The 14,924-nt window shown below is 75.5% G+C and carries 14 protein-coding genes; 3 read left to right on the top strand and 11 right to left on the bottom strand.

Annotated elements, in window-relative coordinates; all coding sequences use genetic code 11:
* The 11 genes from ACI797_RS23905 to ACI797_RS23855 form a co-directional block, all read right to left on the bottom strand.
* Positions 1 to 2,593, bottom strand: a 2,593-nt coding sequence (locus tag ACI797_RS23905) for an FAD-dependent monooxygenase (RefSeq protein WP_456862112.1), incomplete at its 3' end; no start/stop codon positions are given.
* Complete coding sequence (locus tag ACI797_RS23900; protein ID WP_456862110.1) at positions 2,590 to 2,934, bottom strand: antibiotic biosynthesis monooxygenase family protein; 345 nt, start codon at positions 2,932 to 2,934, stop codon at positions 2,590 to 2,592. The genes ACI797_RS23905 and ACI797_RS23900, both read right to left, overlap by 4 nt.
* Positions 2,931 to 4,166, bottom strand: a complete 1,236-nt coding sequence (locus ACI797_RS23895) for a beta-ketoacyl synthase N-terminal-like domain-containing protein (protein WP_456862108.1) — start codon at positions 4,164 to 4,166, stop codon at positions 2,931 to 2,933. Before ACI797_RS23895 ends, ACI797_RS23900 begins: the two co-directional genes overlap by 4 nt.
* On the bottom strand, positions 4,163 to 5,455 hold the full coding sequence (locus tag ACI797_RS23890) for a beta-ketoacyl-[acyl-carrier-protein] synthase family protein (RefSeq protein ID WP_456862106.1): 1,293 nt from the start codon (positions 5,453 to 5,455) through the stop codon (positions 4,163 to 4,165). Before ACI797_RS23890 ends, ACI797_RS23895 begins: the two co-directional genes overlap by 4 nt.
* A complete protein-coding gene (locus ACI797_RS23885; RefSeq protein ID WP_456541728.1) occupies positions 5,452 to 5,880 on the bottom strand; it encodes a cupin domain-containing protein in 429 nt (142 codons plus the stop codon). The genes ACI797_RS23890 and ACI797_RS23885 overlap by 4 nt, the downstream gene beginning before the upstream one ends.
* Positions 5,877 to 6,842: an ACP S-malonyltransferase gene (locus ACI797_RS23880; RefSeq protein ID WP_456862104.1), complete on the bottom strand. Its 966-nt coding sequence runs from the start codon at positions 6,840 to 6,842 to the stop codon at positions 5,877 to 5,879. Before ACI797_RS23880 ends, ACI797_RS23885 begins: the two co-directional genes overlap by 4 nt.
* Entirely contained in the window at positions 6,839 to 7,330 is a 492-nt protein-coding gene (locus ACI797_RS23875) for an SRPBCC family protein (protein WP_456541730.1), read from the bottom strand. The genes ACI797_RS23880 and ACI797_RS23875 overlap by 4 nt, the downstream gene beginning before the upstream one ends.
* A gap of 1 nt (position 7,331) precedes the next feature.
* The gene (locus ACI797_RS23870) at positions 7,332 to 9,071 is read right to left on the bottom strand and encodes an acetyl-CoA carboxylase biotin carboxylase subunit (protein ID WP_456862102.1); all 1,740 of its coding nucleotides are present in this window, start codon (positions 9,069 to 9,071) and stop codon (positions 7,332 to 7,334) included.
* Between the two features lie 10 nt (positions 9,072 to 9,081).
* A complete protein-coding gene (gene accB / locus ACI797_RS23865) occupies positions 9,082 to 9,597 on the bottom strand; it encodes an acetyl-CoA carboxylase biotin carboxyl carrier protein (protein ID WP_456862100.1) in 516 nt (171 codons plus the stop codon).
* 1 nt (position 9,598) lies between these two features.
* Complete coding sequence (locus ACI797_RS23860) at positions 9,599 to 11,320, bottom strand: acetyl-CoA carboxylase carboxyltransferase subunit alpha (protein ID WP_456862098.1); 1,722 nt, start codon at positions 11,318 to 11,320, stop codon at positions 9,599 to 9,601.
* Between the two features lie 35 nt (positions 11,321 to 11,355).
* On the bottom strand, positions 11,356 to 11,682 hold the full coding sequence (locus tag ACI797_RS23855) for a TcmI family type II polyketide cyclase (RefSeq protein WP_456862096.1): 327 nt from the start codon (positions 11,680 to 11,682) through the stop codon (positions 11,356 to 11,358).
* A gap of 379 nt (positions 11,683 to 12,061) precedes the next feature.
* Here ACI797_RS23855 and ACI797_RS23850 point away from each other — a divergent pair, with 379 nt between their 5' ends.
* The 3 genes from ACI797_RS23850 (at position 12,062) to ACI797_RS23840 (ending at position 14,887) form a co-directional block, all read left to right on the top strand.
* Positions 12,062 to 12,784, top strand: coding sequence for a LuxR C-terminal-related transcriptional regulator (locus ACI797_RS23850; RefSeq protein ID WP_456862094.1), 723 nt, complete (start codon positions 12,062 to 12,064; stop codon positions 12,782 to 12,784).
* A gap of 206 nt (positions 12,785 to 12,990) precedes the next feature.
* Positions 12,991 to 13,749, top strand: coding sequence for a response regulator transcription factor (locus ACI797_RS23845; RefSeq protein ID WP_456862092.1), 759 nt, complete (start codon positions 12,991 to 12,993; stop codon positions 13,747 to 13,749).
* 61 nt (positions 13,750 to 13,810) lie between these two features.
* A complete protein-coding gene (locus ACI797_RS23840; RefSeq protein ID WP_456862091.1) occupies positions 13,811 to 14,887 on the top strand; it encodes an alkene reductase in 1,077 nt (358 codons plus the stop codon).
* Positions 14,888 to 14,924 lie beyond the last annotated feature (37 nt).

The raw sequence follows: 14,924 nt of genomic DNA, 5'->3' as shown, positions 1-14,924 counted from the left end.
ACACCGCGACCTCGCGCTCAGGGGCCGCCGCCCGCCCCCCCCCCCCCAACCCCCCCACCCCCCCCCCCCCCCCCCCCGCCCCCCCCCCCCCCCCCCCCCCCCCCCACAGCAGCAGCGTGGTGTGCGTGCCCCGCGTCAGGTTGAACAGCCGGAGGTCGTGGGCGACGCCGAACCGGCGCAGCCCGAGCACGTCCGGCGCCCGGTGCCCCGGCTCCGGCCCGCCGGCGAACTCGCCGTCCTGCCCGACCAGCGGGCTGCCGGCGTAGTTCATCGTCATCTGCATCTCGAGCAGGAACTGCGCCTTCTCGTCCTCCATGTCCATCTCGTCGGTGAACGCGATGGCGACGGCCCGGTCGACGATCATCTTCCCGGCCGGCCGACGCTCGGCCTCGTAGCTGTCCAGCAGGCCCGGAGCGGCCCGCCCGCGGACCGCGAGGGCGAGCTTCCAGCCCAGGTTCCAGGCGTCCTGGATGCCGGTGTTCATACCCTGCCCACCGGCTGGCGGGTGCAGGTGCGCGGCGTCGCCGGCCACGAAGACCCGGCCCCGGCGGTAGTGGTCGACGATGCCGTGCTTGATCCGGAAGATCGATGACCAGCGCAGGTTGCTCGCCGTCGTCCCGGCCGGGCCGAGGTCGTCGATCGCAGCCTGCATGTCGGCCAGCGTCGGCGGCTCGTACTCCTGCCAGAACCCGGCGGGGACGACGCCGGTGCCGACCGCCTCCTGCCAACGCTGGGGGGCCAGGGTGGCGATCCGGTAGCGGCTGCGGCCCTTGAGCGGGACGCAGACGAGCATCCCGGTGAAGTCGTCGTCGTTCTCGATGCGCACGAACCGCACCAGGTGCCCGGCCGGCAGGTCCCAGTCGACGTCGACGTCCCCGAGCATGAACAGCTGCGGGAACATGGACAGCCCGCCCTCGAAGGACAACCCGAGCCCGGACCGGACGGCGCTGTGTGCCCCGTCGCAGCCGACCAGGTACTGCGCCCGGGCGGCCTCCACCTCGCCCGCGGGATGCCGCAGCTGCGCGGTGACGCCCTCGTCGTCCTGGGTGAACCCGAGCAGCTCGACCCCGCGTTCGACGACGACGCCGAGGGAGGCCAGCTTCGCGCCGAGGATGCGCTCGGTGTCGTACTGCGGCAGCCCGAGGTGGGCGTAGGGCAGCTCGTCAAGGCCGGCCCAGTCGACCTGGTGGGTCTGCACGCCGTTGACGAACACCGTCTGGCCGTACAGCCAGACCCCGGCGTCCATCGCCTCGGTGACGATGCCCTGGTCCTCCCAGATCTCCATCGTCCGGCAGTGGATGCCGATCGCCTTGTCCGCCTGCGTGGACGGGTGGGGCCGCTTGTCCACGATCCGGACGGCGATGCCGCGCCGGGCCAGCTCGATGGCGTGCGTCAGGCCGGCCGGCCCGGCGCCGACGACGAGCACCTCGACCGTGCGCACCGGGGTGCGGTCGGTGCTCCCGACGACGGACGGCGCCGCCACGGCAGCTGCGTGGCTGTCGTCCGGCTTCTCCACGAACTCCTGCACGCTCGCGCTGGGAACCGGGCTGGGCACGGCCTCCTCGACGGGAGCCGGCGGTTGCGCCGGCTCGCTCGGGGTCCGGGCGGCCACCGCCGGCGGTACCGGGCGCGCGCGCAGCTGGAAGACCCGGCGCTCCTCGCCGCGGGCCAGCCAGCGGCCCAGCGGCCCGGCGGCCCAGTTCGCCGGCTCCGCCGCCCAGTCGGTGAACCTCTGCTCGGAGTCCCACTCGGCGACCACGTGGTAGCGCTGCCCGTCGGTCTCGCGGAGCAGCTCCTCGCGGGCGTGGCCGGGAGCGGAGCGGGCGAGCTGCGCGGCGGCGAGGTAGGCGAGCTCGAAGGCCTCCTCCTCCCAGGGCTCGACGGCGACCGCGGAGTCGACGCGCACCCGCTCCACCTCGACGTCCCCACCCGGGGAGAGCAGCAGCGGGAAGTCGTCGTCCGCGCCGGGCCGCTGGCGGATCTCCAGCACCTCGCGCTGGAACTCCACCGAGTGCCACCGGGCCAGCGGTGCCCCGGCGTGCATGTGAGCGGGGTCCTCGAGCCACTGCACGAAGTCGTCCTCGGACGCCCACTCCGCGAAGATGTGGTAGCGCAGGCCGGCGGCGTCGCGGAGCAGCTCCTCGCGCACGTACCCGGGCGAGTCCCCGATCCGCTGGGTCACCGTCGTGTACGCGCGCTCGAACGCCTGCTGCTCGCCGGGCTTGACGCTGGTGGAGAAGTCGATGCGCACCGGGCGCCGCTGCTGGGCCTCCACCGTCGCCAGCACGGCGAAGGTCGAGCGGGTGGCGTCCTCGCGCAGGTCGCGCAGCGCCTCGGTGAGCCTCTCCCTGGCGGCGCTGCGCCCGAAGGCGTCCACGTGGGCCCGGTCGGTCCAGTCGCTGGCGATGGCGAACCAGCGCGGGTCGCCGTCGTCGCGCATGAGCTCCTGCCGCAGGTTGCCGGGCACCCGGCTGATCTCCGCGGCGGCCCGGTGCCAGGCCTCCTCGAACTGCGCCTCGCAGCCTTCCCGGGCGCGCATCCGCAGGATGGTCCGCACCGTCGCCCGGCCGCCGACGCCCGGCGCCGCCGTCATGCCGGCCCCTCGTCCGGGACCTGCCCGCCGGGGATGGTGGCCAGCACCTCGTACGTGTTCCGGGAGGCGTCCTCGCGCAGGTCGCGCAGCGCCGCGGTGAGGGTCTCGCGGGCGCTGCTGCGGCCGAACGCGTCGACCGACGCGCGGTCGGCCCAGTCGGCCGTGATCAGGAAGGTCCGCGGGTCGTCGGCGTCGCGCACCAGCTCCTGCCGCAGGTTGCCCGGCACCCGGCTGATCTCCGCCGCGGCCCGCCGCCAGGCCTCCTCGAACTGCGCCTCGCAGCCTTCCCGCGTGCGCATCCGCAGCAGGGTGCGCACGCCGCCGCCGTCCACCGTCGTCACGCCGCCTCCTCGACCCGGCGCAGCACGAGGCTGCTGTTGAAGCCGCCGAAGCCGCGGGCCAGCACCACGACGGTCCCGACGTCCTGCACCCGGGGGTGCCGGAGGAGCTCGACGCCGGGGGCGTCGACCGGGTCGTCGAGGTGCGCGGTCCCGGGCGCGATCCCGTCGCGCATGGCCAGCAGCGCGGTGGCCACGTCGAGGGCGGAGCCGCCGGCCATCAGCCGCCCGGTCCAGGACGACGGCGCGGTCACCGGCACCGGCGTCGAGCGACCGCCGAACACGTCGGCGAGCGCCTGCAGCTCCAGGGCGTCGAGCTCCGGCGTGCCGGCGCCGTCGGCGATCACGAGGTCGACCTCCTCGGGCCGCACGCCGGCGTCGACCAGCGAGAGCCGGATGGCGCGGGCGTACTGCACGGCGTCGGGTGCGGGGTCCTCGTGGTGGTGGGCGTCGTGCGTGGCGCCGTAGCCGGCCACCTCGCCCCACACGTGACGGACCCCGCGCGCCCGCGCGGCACCGGGCTCCTCGAGCAGCAGGATCGCCCCGCCCTCGCCGATCACCGAGCCGTTGGCCCGCCGGTCGAACGGCCGGTAGGCGTCCTCCGGCCGGGTCGCCGTCGACAGCCGGCCGCTCGTCGCCTGGCAGAGCACCGCGTACGGGCAGATCCCGGCCTCCGTGCCGCCCACCAGCACCGCCGGCGTGCCGCGGCGCACCACGCGCCGGGCCCAGCCGATGCTGTCCAGGCCGCCGGCGCCCTCGCTCACCACGACCCCCGACGGGCCCTTCCAGCCGTCGCGGATGGAGATCTGGCCGGTGCTCGCGGCGTAGAACCAGGCGATCGACTGGTAGGCGCCGACCGACCGCGGTCCCTTGGCCCACAGGCCCTGGATCTCGTGCTGGCTGAACTCGTTGCCGCCCGAGCCGGCGGCGAGGAACACCGAGGTGGCGTAGACGTCCTCGGGCGGCTCGTAGCCGGCGTCCTGCACCGCCAGCGTGGCGGCGGCCAGCGACGTCCACGTCCACCGGTCGGTCTGCACCATCAGCTGCGGCGCCACGTGGTCGCCGGGGACGAAGTCGCGGACCTGCCCGGCCAGGGTCACGCCGTAGCGCGACGCGTCGAAGCCCTCGATCGGCCCGATGGCCGACCGCTCGGCGAGCAGCGAGGACCAGTGCGCCTCGGCACCGATCCCCGTCGGGGCGACGACGCCGATGCCGGTGACGAGCAGCCCGGTCACGGCATCCGCCGCGAGGGGTGCGCCAGCACGATCGCCGACTGGAACCCGCCGAAGCCGCTGCCGACCGACACCGCGACGTCGACCTTCTGCTCCCGGGCGGTGACGGGCACGTAGTCGAGGTCGCACTCGGGGTCGGGGACCTCGTAGTTGGCGGTGGGCGGGACGACGCCGCGCTGCACGGCCAGCGCCGTCGCGGCGATCTCGATGGACCCGATGGCCCCCAGCGAGTGCCCGACCATCGACTTGATCGAGCTCATGGTGATCCGCCGCGCGGTCTCACCGAGGCTGAGCTTGACCGCCGCCGTCTCGTGCCGGTCGTTCTGCTTGGTCCCCGAGCCGTGCGCGTTCACGTAGCCGACCTCGTCGGGGTCGGTGCGGCCCTGGTCCAGGGCCTGGCGGATCGCTTCGGCCATCTCGGTGCCGTCGGGCTTCAGGCCGGTCATGTGGAAGGCGTTGCACCGGTTCGCGTAGCCGGTGATCTCGCAGTAGGGCTCCGCGCCGCGGGCCCGGGCGTGCTCCAGCTCCTCCAGGACCAGGACGGCGGCGCCCTCCCCCATCACGAAGCCGTCCCGGCGGGCGTCGAACGGCTTGGCCGCGTGCTCGGGGTCGGCGTTGTTGCCCGTGGTCGCCCGGATGGTGTCGAAGCAGGCCATCGAGATCGGCGAGATGGGGGCGTCGCTGGCCCCGGAGACGACCACGTCGGCGTCGCCGTCCTCGATCAGCTGGCTGCCGTAGCCGACCGCGTCGATCCCCGACGTGCAGCCGGTGGAGACGACGGTGGCCGGCCCGTGGGCGCCGAACCGGACGGCGAGCTCGGTCGCGCCGCAGCTGGGCACCAGCGCGTGGTGGAGGAACCGGGAGGCGTAGCGGGGGTCGACCAGCCAGTGCCGCCCGGCGTCGCTGACCGCGACGTACTCCTGCTCCAGCCGCATGGTGGCCCCGACGGCGCTGCCGAGGGTGACCCCCACGCGCTCGGGGGGCGGCGCGTCGTCGGCGCCCGAGCCCAGCGCCAGCCCGCTGTCGGCGACCGCCTCGTCGGCGGCGACCAGCGCCATCTGCACGAAGCGGTCGTTGCGGTGCACCTCCTGGGCGGTGAGCCCGAGCAGGCGGCCGTCGAAGTCCACCTCCGCCGCCACCTGCGAGCGGAACCGGCTCGGGTCGAAGAACGTGATCCGCCGGGTCGCCGTCCGCCCGGCGGTCAGCATGTCCCAGAAGCCCTCGCGGCCCATCGAGCCGGGCGCGACGACGCCGATCCCGGTGACGACGACCCGGCGCCCGCCCGCGCTCACCGGGCGCCGTTCGACGCGGCGGGGACCTCGGTGTCGACGTGCCCGAGCTCGGGGCGGGGCGCCAGCGGGCCGCAGAGGAAGACGAAGAACGCCGTCGTCGTCCCGTCGTTGACGATCCGGTGGCGCACGCCGATCGGGATGTGCACCGCCGACTCGGCGACCAGCCGCCGCTCCTCGCCGTCCAGGGTGACCAGGACGTCCCCGCGCTCGCAGTAGAGGTACTCCTCCGAGTACGGGTGCCAGTGCTCGGTCACGACCTCGCCCGGCTCGAGGGTCAGCGTGCCCATGAACCCGGCCGTGGCCCCGACGCTCGTGGGGGACAGCAGCACCCGGATGTCGCCGCCGCGGCGCCGGTTGGGGACGACGTCGGCCCGGTGCACGGTCGGGCCGCAGCGGACCGCCGGGGCGGACTGGATGGTGGTCATGTCTCTCCTCGGGTGGGGACCGGGCTCGCCAGGGCGGGTTCCCGGGGTGCGACGGGGACGGGCAGGTGCGGGCCCGAGGCGAGGCAGACCGGGAGCTCGGGGTGGACCTGCCGGACCAGCGGCCCCAGGACGGGCACGCTGCCGACCTCGACGACGGCGGTCGCGCCGGCCGCCACCAGCGCGGTGGACGTGCCCTCCCACTGCACGGGGGAGGTCAGGTGGGCCCGCAGGCAGGTGGCCAGCCGGTCGCCGTCGCGGGTGGGCACCGGATCGGCGTTCGGCACCACGGGCACGGTCGGGTCCGACCAGTCGAGGCCGGCCAGGGCGGCGGCGAGGCGGACGGCGACCGGCCGCATCAGCGGGCCGTGGCAGGCCGCGCGCCCCGGCAGGCGGACCATGTCCAGGCCGGCCGCGAGCACCGCCCGCCGGGCGCGGGCGAGCTCTTCGCGGGTGCCGGAGAGCACGACCTGCCGCGGGCCGTCGACGCACGCGACGGCCAGCGTGCCGGAGCTGCCGGCCTCGGCGACCAGCATCCGGGCGACCGTGCCGGCCGCCGGGCCGATGACGGCGGCCATGCCGGCGCAGGACGGCCGGGGGGACAGGCTCAGCAGGTCGGCCCGCCAGTGCACCAGCTCGACGACCTGGTCCAGCGGCAGGGCGCCGGCGGCCACCAGCGCGGCGTACTCGCCGACCCCGTGCCCGGCCACGACGACCGGGCGCAGGCCCTGCGCCGTGAGGCTGCGGACGGCGGCCACGCCGGTCACCACCACGGCCAGGTGGGCCGCTGCGGCGTCGGCCATGGCCAGCGGGTCCCGCCACCAGTCGACGACGTCGCGGCCGATCACGGAGGAGGCCTCGTCCAGCACCTCGGCGGCCGGGTCGTCGAACCGCCACGGGGTGGCCAGCCCGGCGAAGGCGCCGCTCTCGCCGGGCAGGACGACCGCGACCGGCCCGGTGCTCACGTCTCCTGCTCCCGCGCCCGGGCCGCCGCCTCGACCTTGTCGCGGATGACGGCCATCTGGACCTTGCTGTTGGTGTCGATCCGCCGGGTCATCCCCGCGGTGTCGATCGGTGCCTCCGGGCGCATCCGGAAGTCCTGGACCCACCGCATCCGGGTGCCGGTGCCCTCCGGCGCGTAGGTCCAGCGGATGTCCATGAACTCGAACGGCCCCGGCTCGAGGCGGCGGGCCACGACCTCGTGGGCGGCCTCGTCGAGGGTGCGCTCGGACACCCAGCTCCACACCCGGCCGGACTCGTCGGGGTGCATCTTGAGCCGGAAGCGGAACGTCGACCCGGTCCGGGCGAGGATCTCCACCTCGGCGTACTCGGTGAACAGCTGCGGCCACGACTCCAGGTCGTTCGTCATCCGCCAGACGTGGTCGAGGTCGGCGTCGATGAAGATCGAGTTGTCGGTGTGGCCGATCGTCTCCCGCTCCAGGGTGCTGCTCATGTCAGGCCATCCCGGCCGGCGCGGAGCCGCGGACCGTGGCGACGATCTCGCCGAACGTGTAGCGGCCCGGGCTGTCGTCGGGCATCTCCACGCCGTAGCGGTCGTGCAGCTCGGTCTGCATGGAGAGGAAGGCCAGCGAGTCCAGGCCGATGTCCTCGAACCGGGCGTCGGGGTCGTCGGTGCGGTCCGCCGGCGGCAGGCCCGCCTTCTGGGTCAGCAGGTCCATGAGGTCGTCGAGGGTGAAGTCGGGGTGGGGCACGGCAGGGGTCCTTTCGCGGGGAGGGAGCGGCTCCGGTCGGTCCGGGGTCGCGGGACGGACGAGCTGCAGCGAGCCGCGCGCGTCGGGGAGGGCGGGCGCCGGCTCCTCGCCGAGCACGGCCGTGCGGGCCAGCAGCTCGGGCAGGGTGCGGTCGAGGAACTGGACGTCGTGCCGGTCGGCGAGCACGTCCGGGTGCCGGAGCAGCGCGCGGTGCAGGTCGGCGGTGGTGTGCACCCCCGGGCCCTCGACCCGCAGCTCCGCCAGGGCGCGGTCCATGCGGCGGACCGCCCGGTCGCGGTCGGGGGCCCAGACGACGAGCTTGCCCAGCAGCGAGTCGTAGTGCGGGGGGACGTCGTCCCCCTGGCGGTAGCCGGTGTCGAAGCGGGTCCACGGCCCGTCGGGCACGCGCAGGACCTCCAGCCGGCCGGGCGCCGGGGCGAACCCGCGGGCCGGGTCCTCCGCGTTGATCCGGCACTCGATCGCCGCGCCGCGGGGGACGACGTCCTCCTGGCGCAGCTGGAGCCGGCGGCCGGAGGCGACCAGGATCTGCTCGCGCACCAGGTCCACCCCGGTGAGCAGCTCGGTGACCGGGTGCTCCACCTGGATCCGGGCGTTCATCTCCATGAAGTAGGCGCGCCCGGCGCCGTCGACGAGGAACTCCATCGTCCCGGCGCCGGTGTAGCCCACGGAGAGCGCGCCGTGGACGGCGAGGGCGCCCAGGCCGCTGCGCTGCGCGGGGGAGAGGTGCGCGGCCGGGCCCTCCTCCAGCAGCTTCTGGTGCCGGCGCTGCAGCGAGCAGTCCCGCTCGCCGAGGTAGACGCCGTTGCCGTGGGTGTCGCAGAGCACCTGCACCTCGACGTGCCGGGCGCCGGGCAGGAACCGCTCCACGTAGACGGCCGGGTCGCGGAACACGGCCCGGGCGGTGGCCCGGGTGGCGGTGAAGGCCTCGGCGAAGTCGCCGGGCGCCGTCACCACGGTCATGCCGCGCCCGCCGCCGCCGGCCGCGGCCTTGATGATCACCGGGTAGCCGATCCGGTCGGCGATCTCCCGGCCCTCGTCGGCCGTGCGGACCGGCTCGACCACGCCCGGCAGCAGCGGCAGGCCGGCGTCGGCCATGAGCCGGCGGGCCGTGGCCTTGTTGCCCATCTGCTGCATCACCGTGGGCGGCGGGCCGACGAAGGTGAGCCCCTCGGCGGCGCAGATCTCGGCGAAGTCGGGGTCCTCGGAGAGGAACCCGTAGCCGGGGTGCACGGCGTCGGCGCCGGTGCGCAGCGCCGCCTCCACGATGTTGGGCACGTGCAGGTAGCTGCACCGCGGGGCCGGCGGCCCGATGTGCACCGCCTCGTCGGCCATCTCGACGACGGCGGAGTGCCGGTCGGCGGTCGAGAAGACGGCGACCACCTCGATCCCGAGCTCGCGGCAGGCCCGGGCGATGCGGACGGCGATCTCCCCGCGGTTGGCGATGAGCAGGCGGCTGATCACCGGGACCGCCTCACGATGGCCGCCGCAGCAGCATGAGCACCTGGTCGTACTCCACCGAATCCGCGTTCTGCACGAGGACCTCGGCCACCACGCCGGCCTCGTCGGCGAGGATCGGGTTCATCAGCTTCATCGCCTCGACGATCGCGAGGGTCTGGCCGACCTCGACCGCCTCCCCGGCGCGGACGAACGGGTCGGCGTCCGGCGACGGGGCCGAGTAGAAGGTGCCGACGAGCGGCGCCCGGACGGCGACGAGGTCCTCGGGCACCTCCTCGGCCGGGGGATCGGTCCGCTGCGGGGGCGCGGCCGGTGCGGGGTCGGCGGCCGCGGGGGCGGGCGTGCCCGGTGCCCACTCGATCTCGATCGCCCGGTCGCCGCTGCGCACGGTGAGCCGGCGCAGGTCGCCCGGCAGCGCGCGGGCCAGCTCCACGACCTCGTCGCGCAGCGCCCGGGCGGGGTCGGCCTGGGGCGAGGGGTGGCCGGACGCGCCGTTCATCGCCGTCCTCGGGGGCTGCTCGGTGGCGGTCACGTCAGTCACCGCCCGGGACGGCGGGCCGCACGGCCCGCAGGAAGAGGGCGTCGTCCCCGCCGATGCGGGACAGCCGCCGGCAGCGGGACCCGACGAGGGTGTCGGGGTCGAGCAGGGACAGCTCGTCGAGCTCGCGGAGCAGCGCCTCGCGCAGCGCCTGCGCGGTCGCGTCCGGGTCGGTGTGCGCGCCACCGGCGGGCTCCGGCACGACGGCGGTCGCGATGCCCGTGCCGTAGAGGTGCGCGGCGCCCAGCCGCATCGCCCGGGCCGCGGTGGGGGCCGCCGCGGCGGTGCGCCAGAGGATGGCGGCGCACCCCTCGGGGCTGATCACCGACAGGTAGGCGTTCTCGAACACGAGCAGCCGGTCCGACGTGCACAGGGCCAGCGCCCCGCCGCTGCCGCCCTCGCCGGTGACGACGGCGACGACCGGGACGCGCAGCCGGCTGCTGCGCTGGATGATCTCGGCGATCGCGTGCGCCTGCCCGCGCTCCTCGGCCTCCGGCCCCGGGTGCGCCCCCGGGGTGTCGACGAGCGTGACCACCGGGAGGCCGAACGTCTCGGCGTGGCCGAGCAGGCGCAGCGCCTTGCGGTACCCCTCGGGGTGCGGCATGCCGAAGTTGCGGGCGACCCGGTCGCGCACCGAGTGGCCCTTCTCGTGGCCGATCACCACGACCGAACGCCCGCCGATGGAGGCCACGCCCCCGACGATCGCGGGGTCGTCGGCGAAGGCCCGGTCGCCGTGCAGCTCGACGAAGTCGTCGAACGCGGCGTGCAGGTGGTCCAGCGTGGTCGGCCGCTCGGGGACCCGGGCCCGCTGCACGACGTCCCACGGGTCCAGGTCGAGCAGCGCGCCGGGCCCGTGCCCCGGCTCGGGCCTCCGGCGGGCCGGAGGGGACGGCGGGCGGCGGCGGTGCAACGCGATGAGCCGCGCCAGCAGCGGGCGCAGCTCCGCGCGGCTCTCGACCCGGTCGACCAGCCCGTGGGCCAGGAGGAACTCCGCCGTCTGGAAGTCGTCCGGCAGCTCGGCCCGGATCGTCTCCTGGACGACCCGCGGGCCGGCGAAGCCGACGTGCGCGCCCCGCTCGGCGACGAGGACGGAGGCGAGGGTGGCGTACGAGGCGGAGACGCCGCCGTAGGTGGGATCGGTGAGGACGCAGACGCTGAGCAGGCCGGCCTCGCGCAGCCGGGCGAAGGCGGCGCTGGCCCGCGCCATCTGGAACAGGGAGAAGACGCCCTCCTGCATGCGGGCGCCGCCGCTGGCGCAGACGGTGACCAGCGGGAGCCCGCGCTCGAGGGCCAGCTCGGCGGCGCCGGAGACCCGCCGGCCGACCTCGGTGCCCATGCTGCCGCCGAGGAAGCCGAAGTCCATGACCGCGACGACGACCGCGTGCCCGCCGATCGCGGCGGTGCCCACGACGACGGCCTCCGACTCGCCCGAGCGCCGGGCCGCGTCCTCGAGCCGGTCGGGGTAGGCGCGCAGGTCGGTGAAGGCCAGCGGGTCGCGAGGGCCGGGCGGGAAGACCGTCTCGGCGAAGCTGCCGGCGTCCACGAGCTGCCCGATTCGCTCCCGGGCGCCGAGCCGGAGGTGGTGGTCGCACTCGGGGCAGACCGAGAGGTTGCGGTCGAGCCGCTTGCGGTAGAGCAGCCACCCGCAGGCCGGGCAGGGGAGCCAGCCCGCCTGGTCGGCCGGCGTCGCGGGGGTCGCCGGGGCCGTCGTCGTCATCTCGTGCCTCTCAGCCGTGTCCGCCGGTGCCGGCGTCACTCGGGGCGGGACGTCCAGTGGTAGAAGCGCTGCGCCATCGCGTCCTGCGGGGAGCGCCAGTTCGGGTCGTAGGCCTCGATGTAGGGCCGGAGCTCGTCGCTCACGGCGCGGAACGCCGGCAGCGACTGGGCGATCCGCATGGCCTCGGGTGCCGGGCGGTCGAAGTCGATGAGGTGCACGTAGAGGCTGTGGAAGCGGAACAGCGACCGGCTGCGCACGCCGATCTCGTGCGGCATCGAGGTGGCGTCGTAGCGGCCGAAGACGGCGGCGACGTCGTCGGCCGAGTCGGGCGCCATCTTCGCGATGATCATGGTCTGGTGCACGGGGTCCTCCGCCGTTCCCCCCGGCCGGATCGGGGATGCTGCGGAACGCTAGGTCGCCGCCGCCGCCGGCCACATCGGCCGGGCGTCGAGTTCGGCGGCGCGCCCCCGGGTGCGTCGCCGGCGGGCCCCGGGGAGCAGGTCGGTCCTCCTCGGGGAGCGCGACCCCCCTCCGGAGGAGGCCGTCCTCGACCCGCGCCGGGTCCCGGTCGCGCGTCCCGGAGGAGGAGACCCCCTACCCGGGTATGAACCCGGCCGCTGACCGGCCGCGTCGCGCCGTGTCCTGTGGCGGCTCGGCAAGGGCATGGCCTAGCTTCCGGTTCCACCACACTGGCGGCGCCGCTGAACGGGGGCGGCTGGGCCGGGACGGGAGCTGGCGAGCATGGTCGGCGAACCGCACCACGACGCCCCCACGGGAGCCGCGGTCGAAGGGGATACGCCGCTGCGAGTGCTGATCTGCGACGACGCCGAGGTGCTCCGCCACGGCCTGCGCACGGTGCTGCGGTGGTCCCGCGACCTGCTGGTCGTGGCCGAGGCCGCCGACGCGGAGGAGGCGCTGCGGCTCGCCGCCCTGCTGCAGCCGGAGGTGGCGCTCGTCGGCCTGGGGGCGCGGGGGCCGGCGGTGCACGCCCTGGTCCACGCGCTGACCGGGCTGGGGTGCCGTGTGGTCCTGCTCGGGGAGACGGGCACCGGCAGCGACTACGTCGACGCGCTGCGGGCGGGGGCGCGCGGGTACGTCCACGCGTCGGCGAGCCCCGAGCGCCTGGTCGAGGGCGTGCGCGCGGTCGCCCACGGCGGGACCGTGCTGGACGCCGCCGTCACCGGCGAGCTCCTGCACCAGCTCGAGGAGCCGCGGGAAGGGCTGCCGGACGCCGAGCGGCCGGGCACGGGGGCGTTGACCGCGCGGCAGCAGGCGGTCTGCGGACTGGTGGCCGAGGGGCTGACCAACGCCGAGATCGCCGACAGGCTGCAGCTGAGCCGCGCGACGGTGAAGGGCCACGTCACCGTGGCGCTGCGCCGCCTCGGCCTGCGGGACCGGACGCAGCTGGCGATCCACGTCCACCGCCGCGGGCGACCGGGCGACGCCGGTTCGCTGAGTGGCTGAGCCGGTACGGCAGGTGAGGCCGCGTCGGGACGCGCCGATCCGCTGTGGATCGGCTGGAGAACCGGTGGGAGTTCTCTGGACAAGACCGATGCATTGCGCGCTATCGTTTCGCACGGAGCGTCAGGACTGACAGGTGCCGGAACCGATTCGGTCACCGTTCTCGGAGCCGACGGCCGGTGGCCCGAGCCGGGCAGGGGGCTTCTTCCATGAGCCATGACCACAACGGCGCCGGACCCGGGCGCGTCCGCCCGCTCGCCGCGCCGTCCAGCCGGTCGACCACCAGGCCGGGCCCGCGCCCCGTCGCCGTCCGCCCGCCGACCTCGTTGGTGCGGGTGGTGCTCTGCGAGGACCAGGAGGTCTTCCGCGTCGGGTTGCGGGTGGTCCTCGAGGCGGAGCCGGACATGGCGGTGGTCGCCGAGACGGCCCAGCTCCCGGAGGCGCTCGCGGCGACCGACGCGACCGGCACGCAGGTCGTCGTCGTCCGCCAGGGCCTGGTGGGCGGGCCCACCCTGCCTCTGCTGCGCGACCTCTGCCGCCGCGGGACCGCCGTGCTGGTGCTCGCCGAGCCGGGCGGGGAGGCCGCGGAGAGCGAGCTCGTCGAGGTGCTGCAGGCCGGCGTCCGGGGCTACCTCCCGCGGCGGTCGTGCGCCCAGCGCCTCGTCGACGGTGTGCGCGCGCTGGCACGCGACGAGGCGGCGCTGGACCCCGCCGCCACCAGCCGGCTGGTGCGCTACCTCGCCGAGCCCGACCCGGGACGGGGCGTGCTCGACCAGCTCACCGAGCGGCAGCGCGACGTCGCCGAGCTGGTGGCGCAGGGGTTGAGCAACGAGGAGATCGCCGGCCGGCTGTTCCTCAGCCTGGCGACGGTCAAGAGCCACCTGACCGCCTCGATGCGCCGCCTCGGCGTCCGCACCCGCACACAGCTGGCCATCCTGGTGAACCGGGGCCGGTCACCCGCCGCGTGACGCTCGCCGCAGTCGTTCCCGTTCCGGAATCCGGGGCGCGCGAGGGCCGGTTGCCCCTCGCATGGACCTCTTCACGCCCGTCACCCTCGGCGACCTCGAGCTGGCCAACCGCGTCGTGATGGCGCCCCTCACGCGGATGCGCGCCGGGCGGTCCGGCGTCCCGAACGAGCTGCTGGTCGAGCACTACCGCCAGCGCGGGGGCGTGGGGCTGGTCATCACGGAGGGCACCTACCCCAACCACGAGTCGCAGGCCTTCGTCGGCCAGCCCGGCATCGTCACCGACGAGCAGGTGGCGGGCTGGCGCCGCGTCGCCGAGGCGGTGCACGCCCGCGGCGGCCGCATCGTGGTGCAGGTGATGCACGGCGGCCGGGTCACCCACCCCGACGTCAACGGCGGGCGCCGCGTCGTCGCCCCGAGCGCGATCGCCATCGACGGCGAGGGGCACACCGAGAAGGGCAAGCAGCCCTACCCGGTGCCGCACGCGCTGACCGCCGACGAGGCGCGGGACGCGCTGCGCGACTTCGTGACGGCGGCGGAGCGGGCGGTCGGGGTCGGCCTGGACGGCGTGGAGATCCACGGCGCCAACGGCTACCTGCTGCACGAGTTCCTGTCCCCGGCGTCCAACCTGCGCACCGACGAGTACGGCGGCTCGCCCGAGAAGCGGGCGCGGTTCGTCGTCGACGTCGTCACGGCCGTCGCCGAGGCGATCGGTCCCGGCCGCGTGGGCCTGCGGATCTCGCCCGAGCACAACATCCAGGGCGCGCTCGAGACCGACCGGGACGACGTCCGGGCCACCTACGGCGCGCTCGTCGACGCGCTGCGGCCGCTCGGGCTGGCGTACCTGTCGGTGTTGCACGTGGAACCAGCGGGGGAGCTGGTGCAGGAGCTGCGCGAGCGCTTCGGCGGCCCGCTCATCGCCAACAGCGGCTTCGGCACCGTGACCACGCGCGCGGAGGCGGTCGCGCTGATCGAGGCCGCGCACGCCGACGCCGTGGCCGTGGGCCGGCCGATCATCGCCAACCCCGACCTGGTCGAGCGCTGGCGGGGCGAGCACCCCGAGAACGAGCCCAAGCCGCACCTGTTCTACGCCAGCGGCGCCGAGGGCTACACCGACTACCCGACCCTCAAGGCCGGCTGAGTGTGCGCGCAGTGCCCTTTCCCGCGAGCGGAAAGGG

This window comes from Geodermatophilus sp. SYSU D00691 (assembly GCF_054050275.1).
This window is presented reverse-complemented; position numbering and strand designations above follow the sequence as displayed.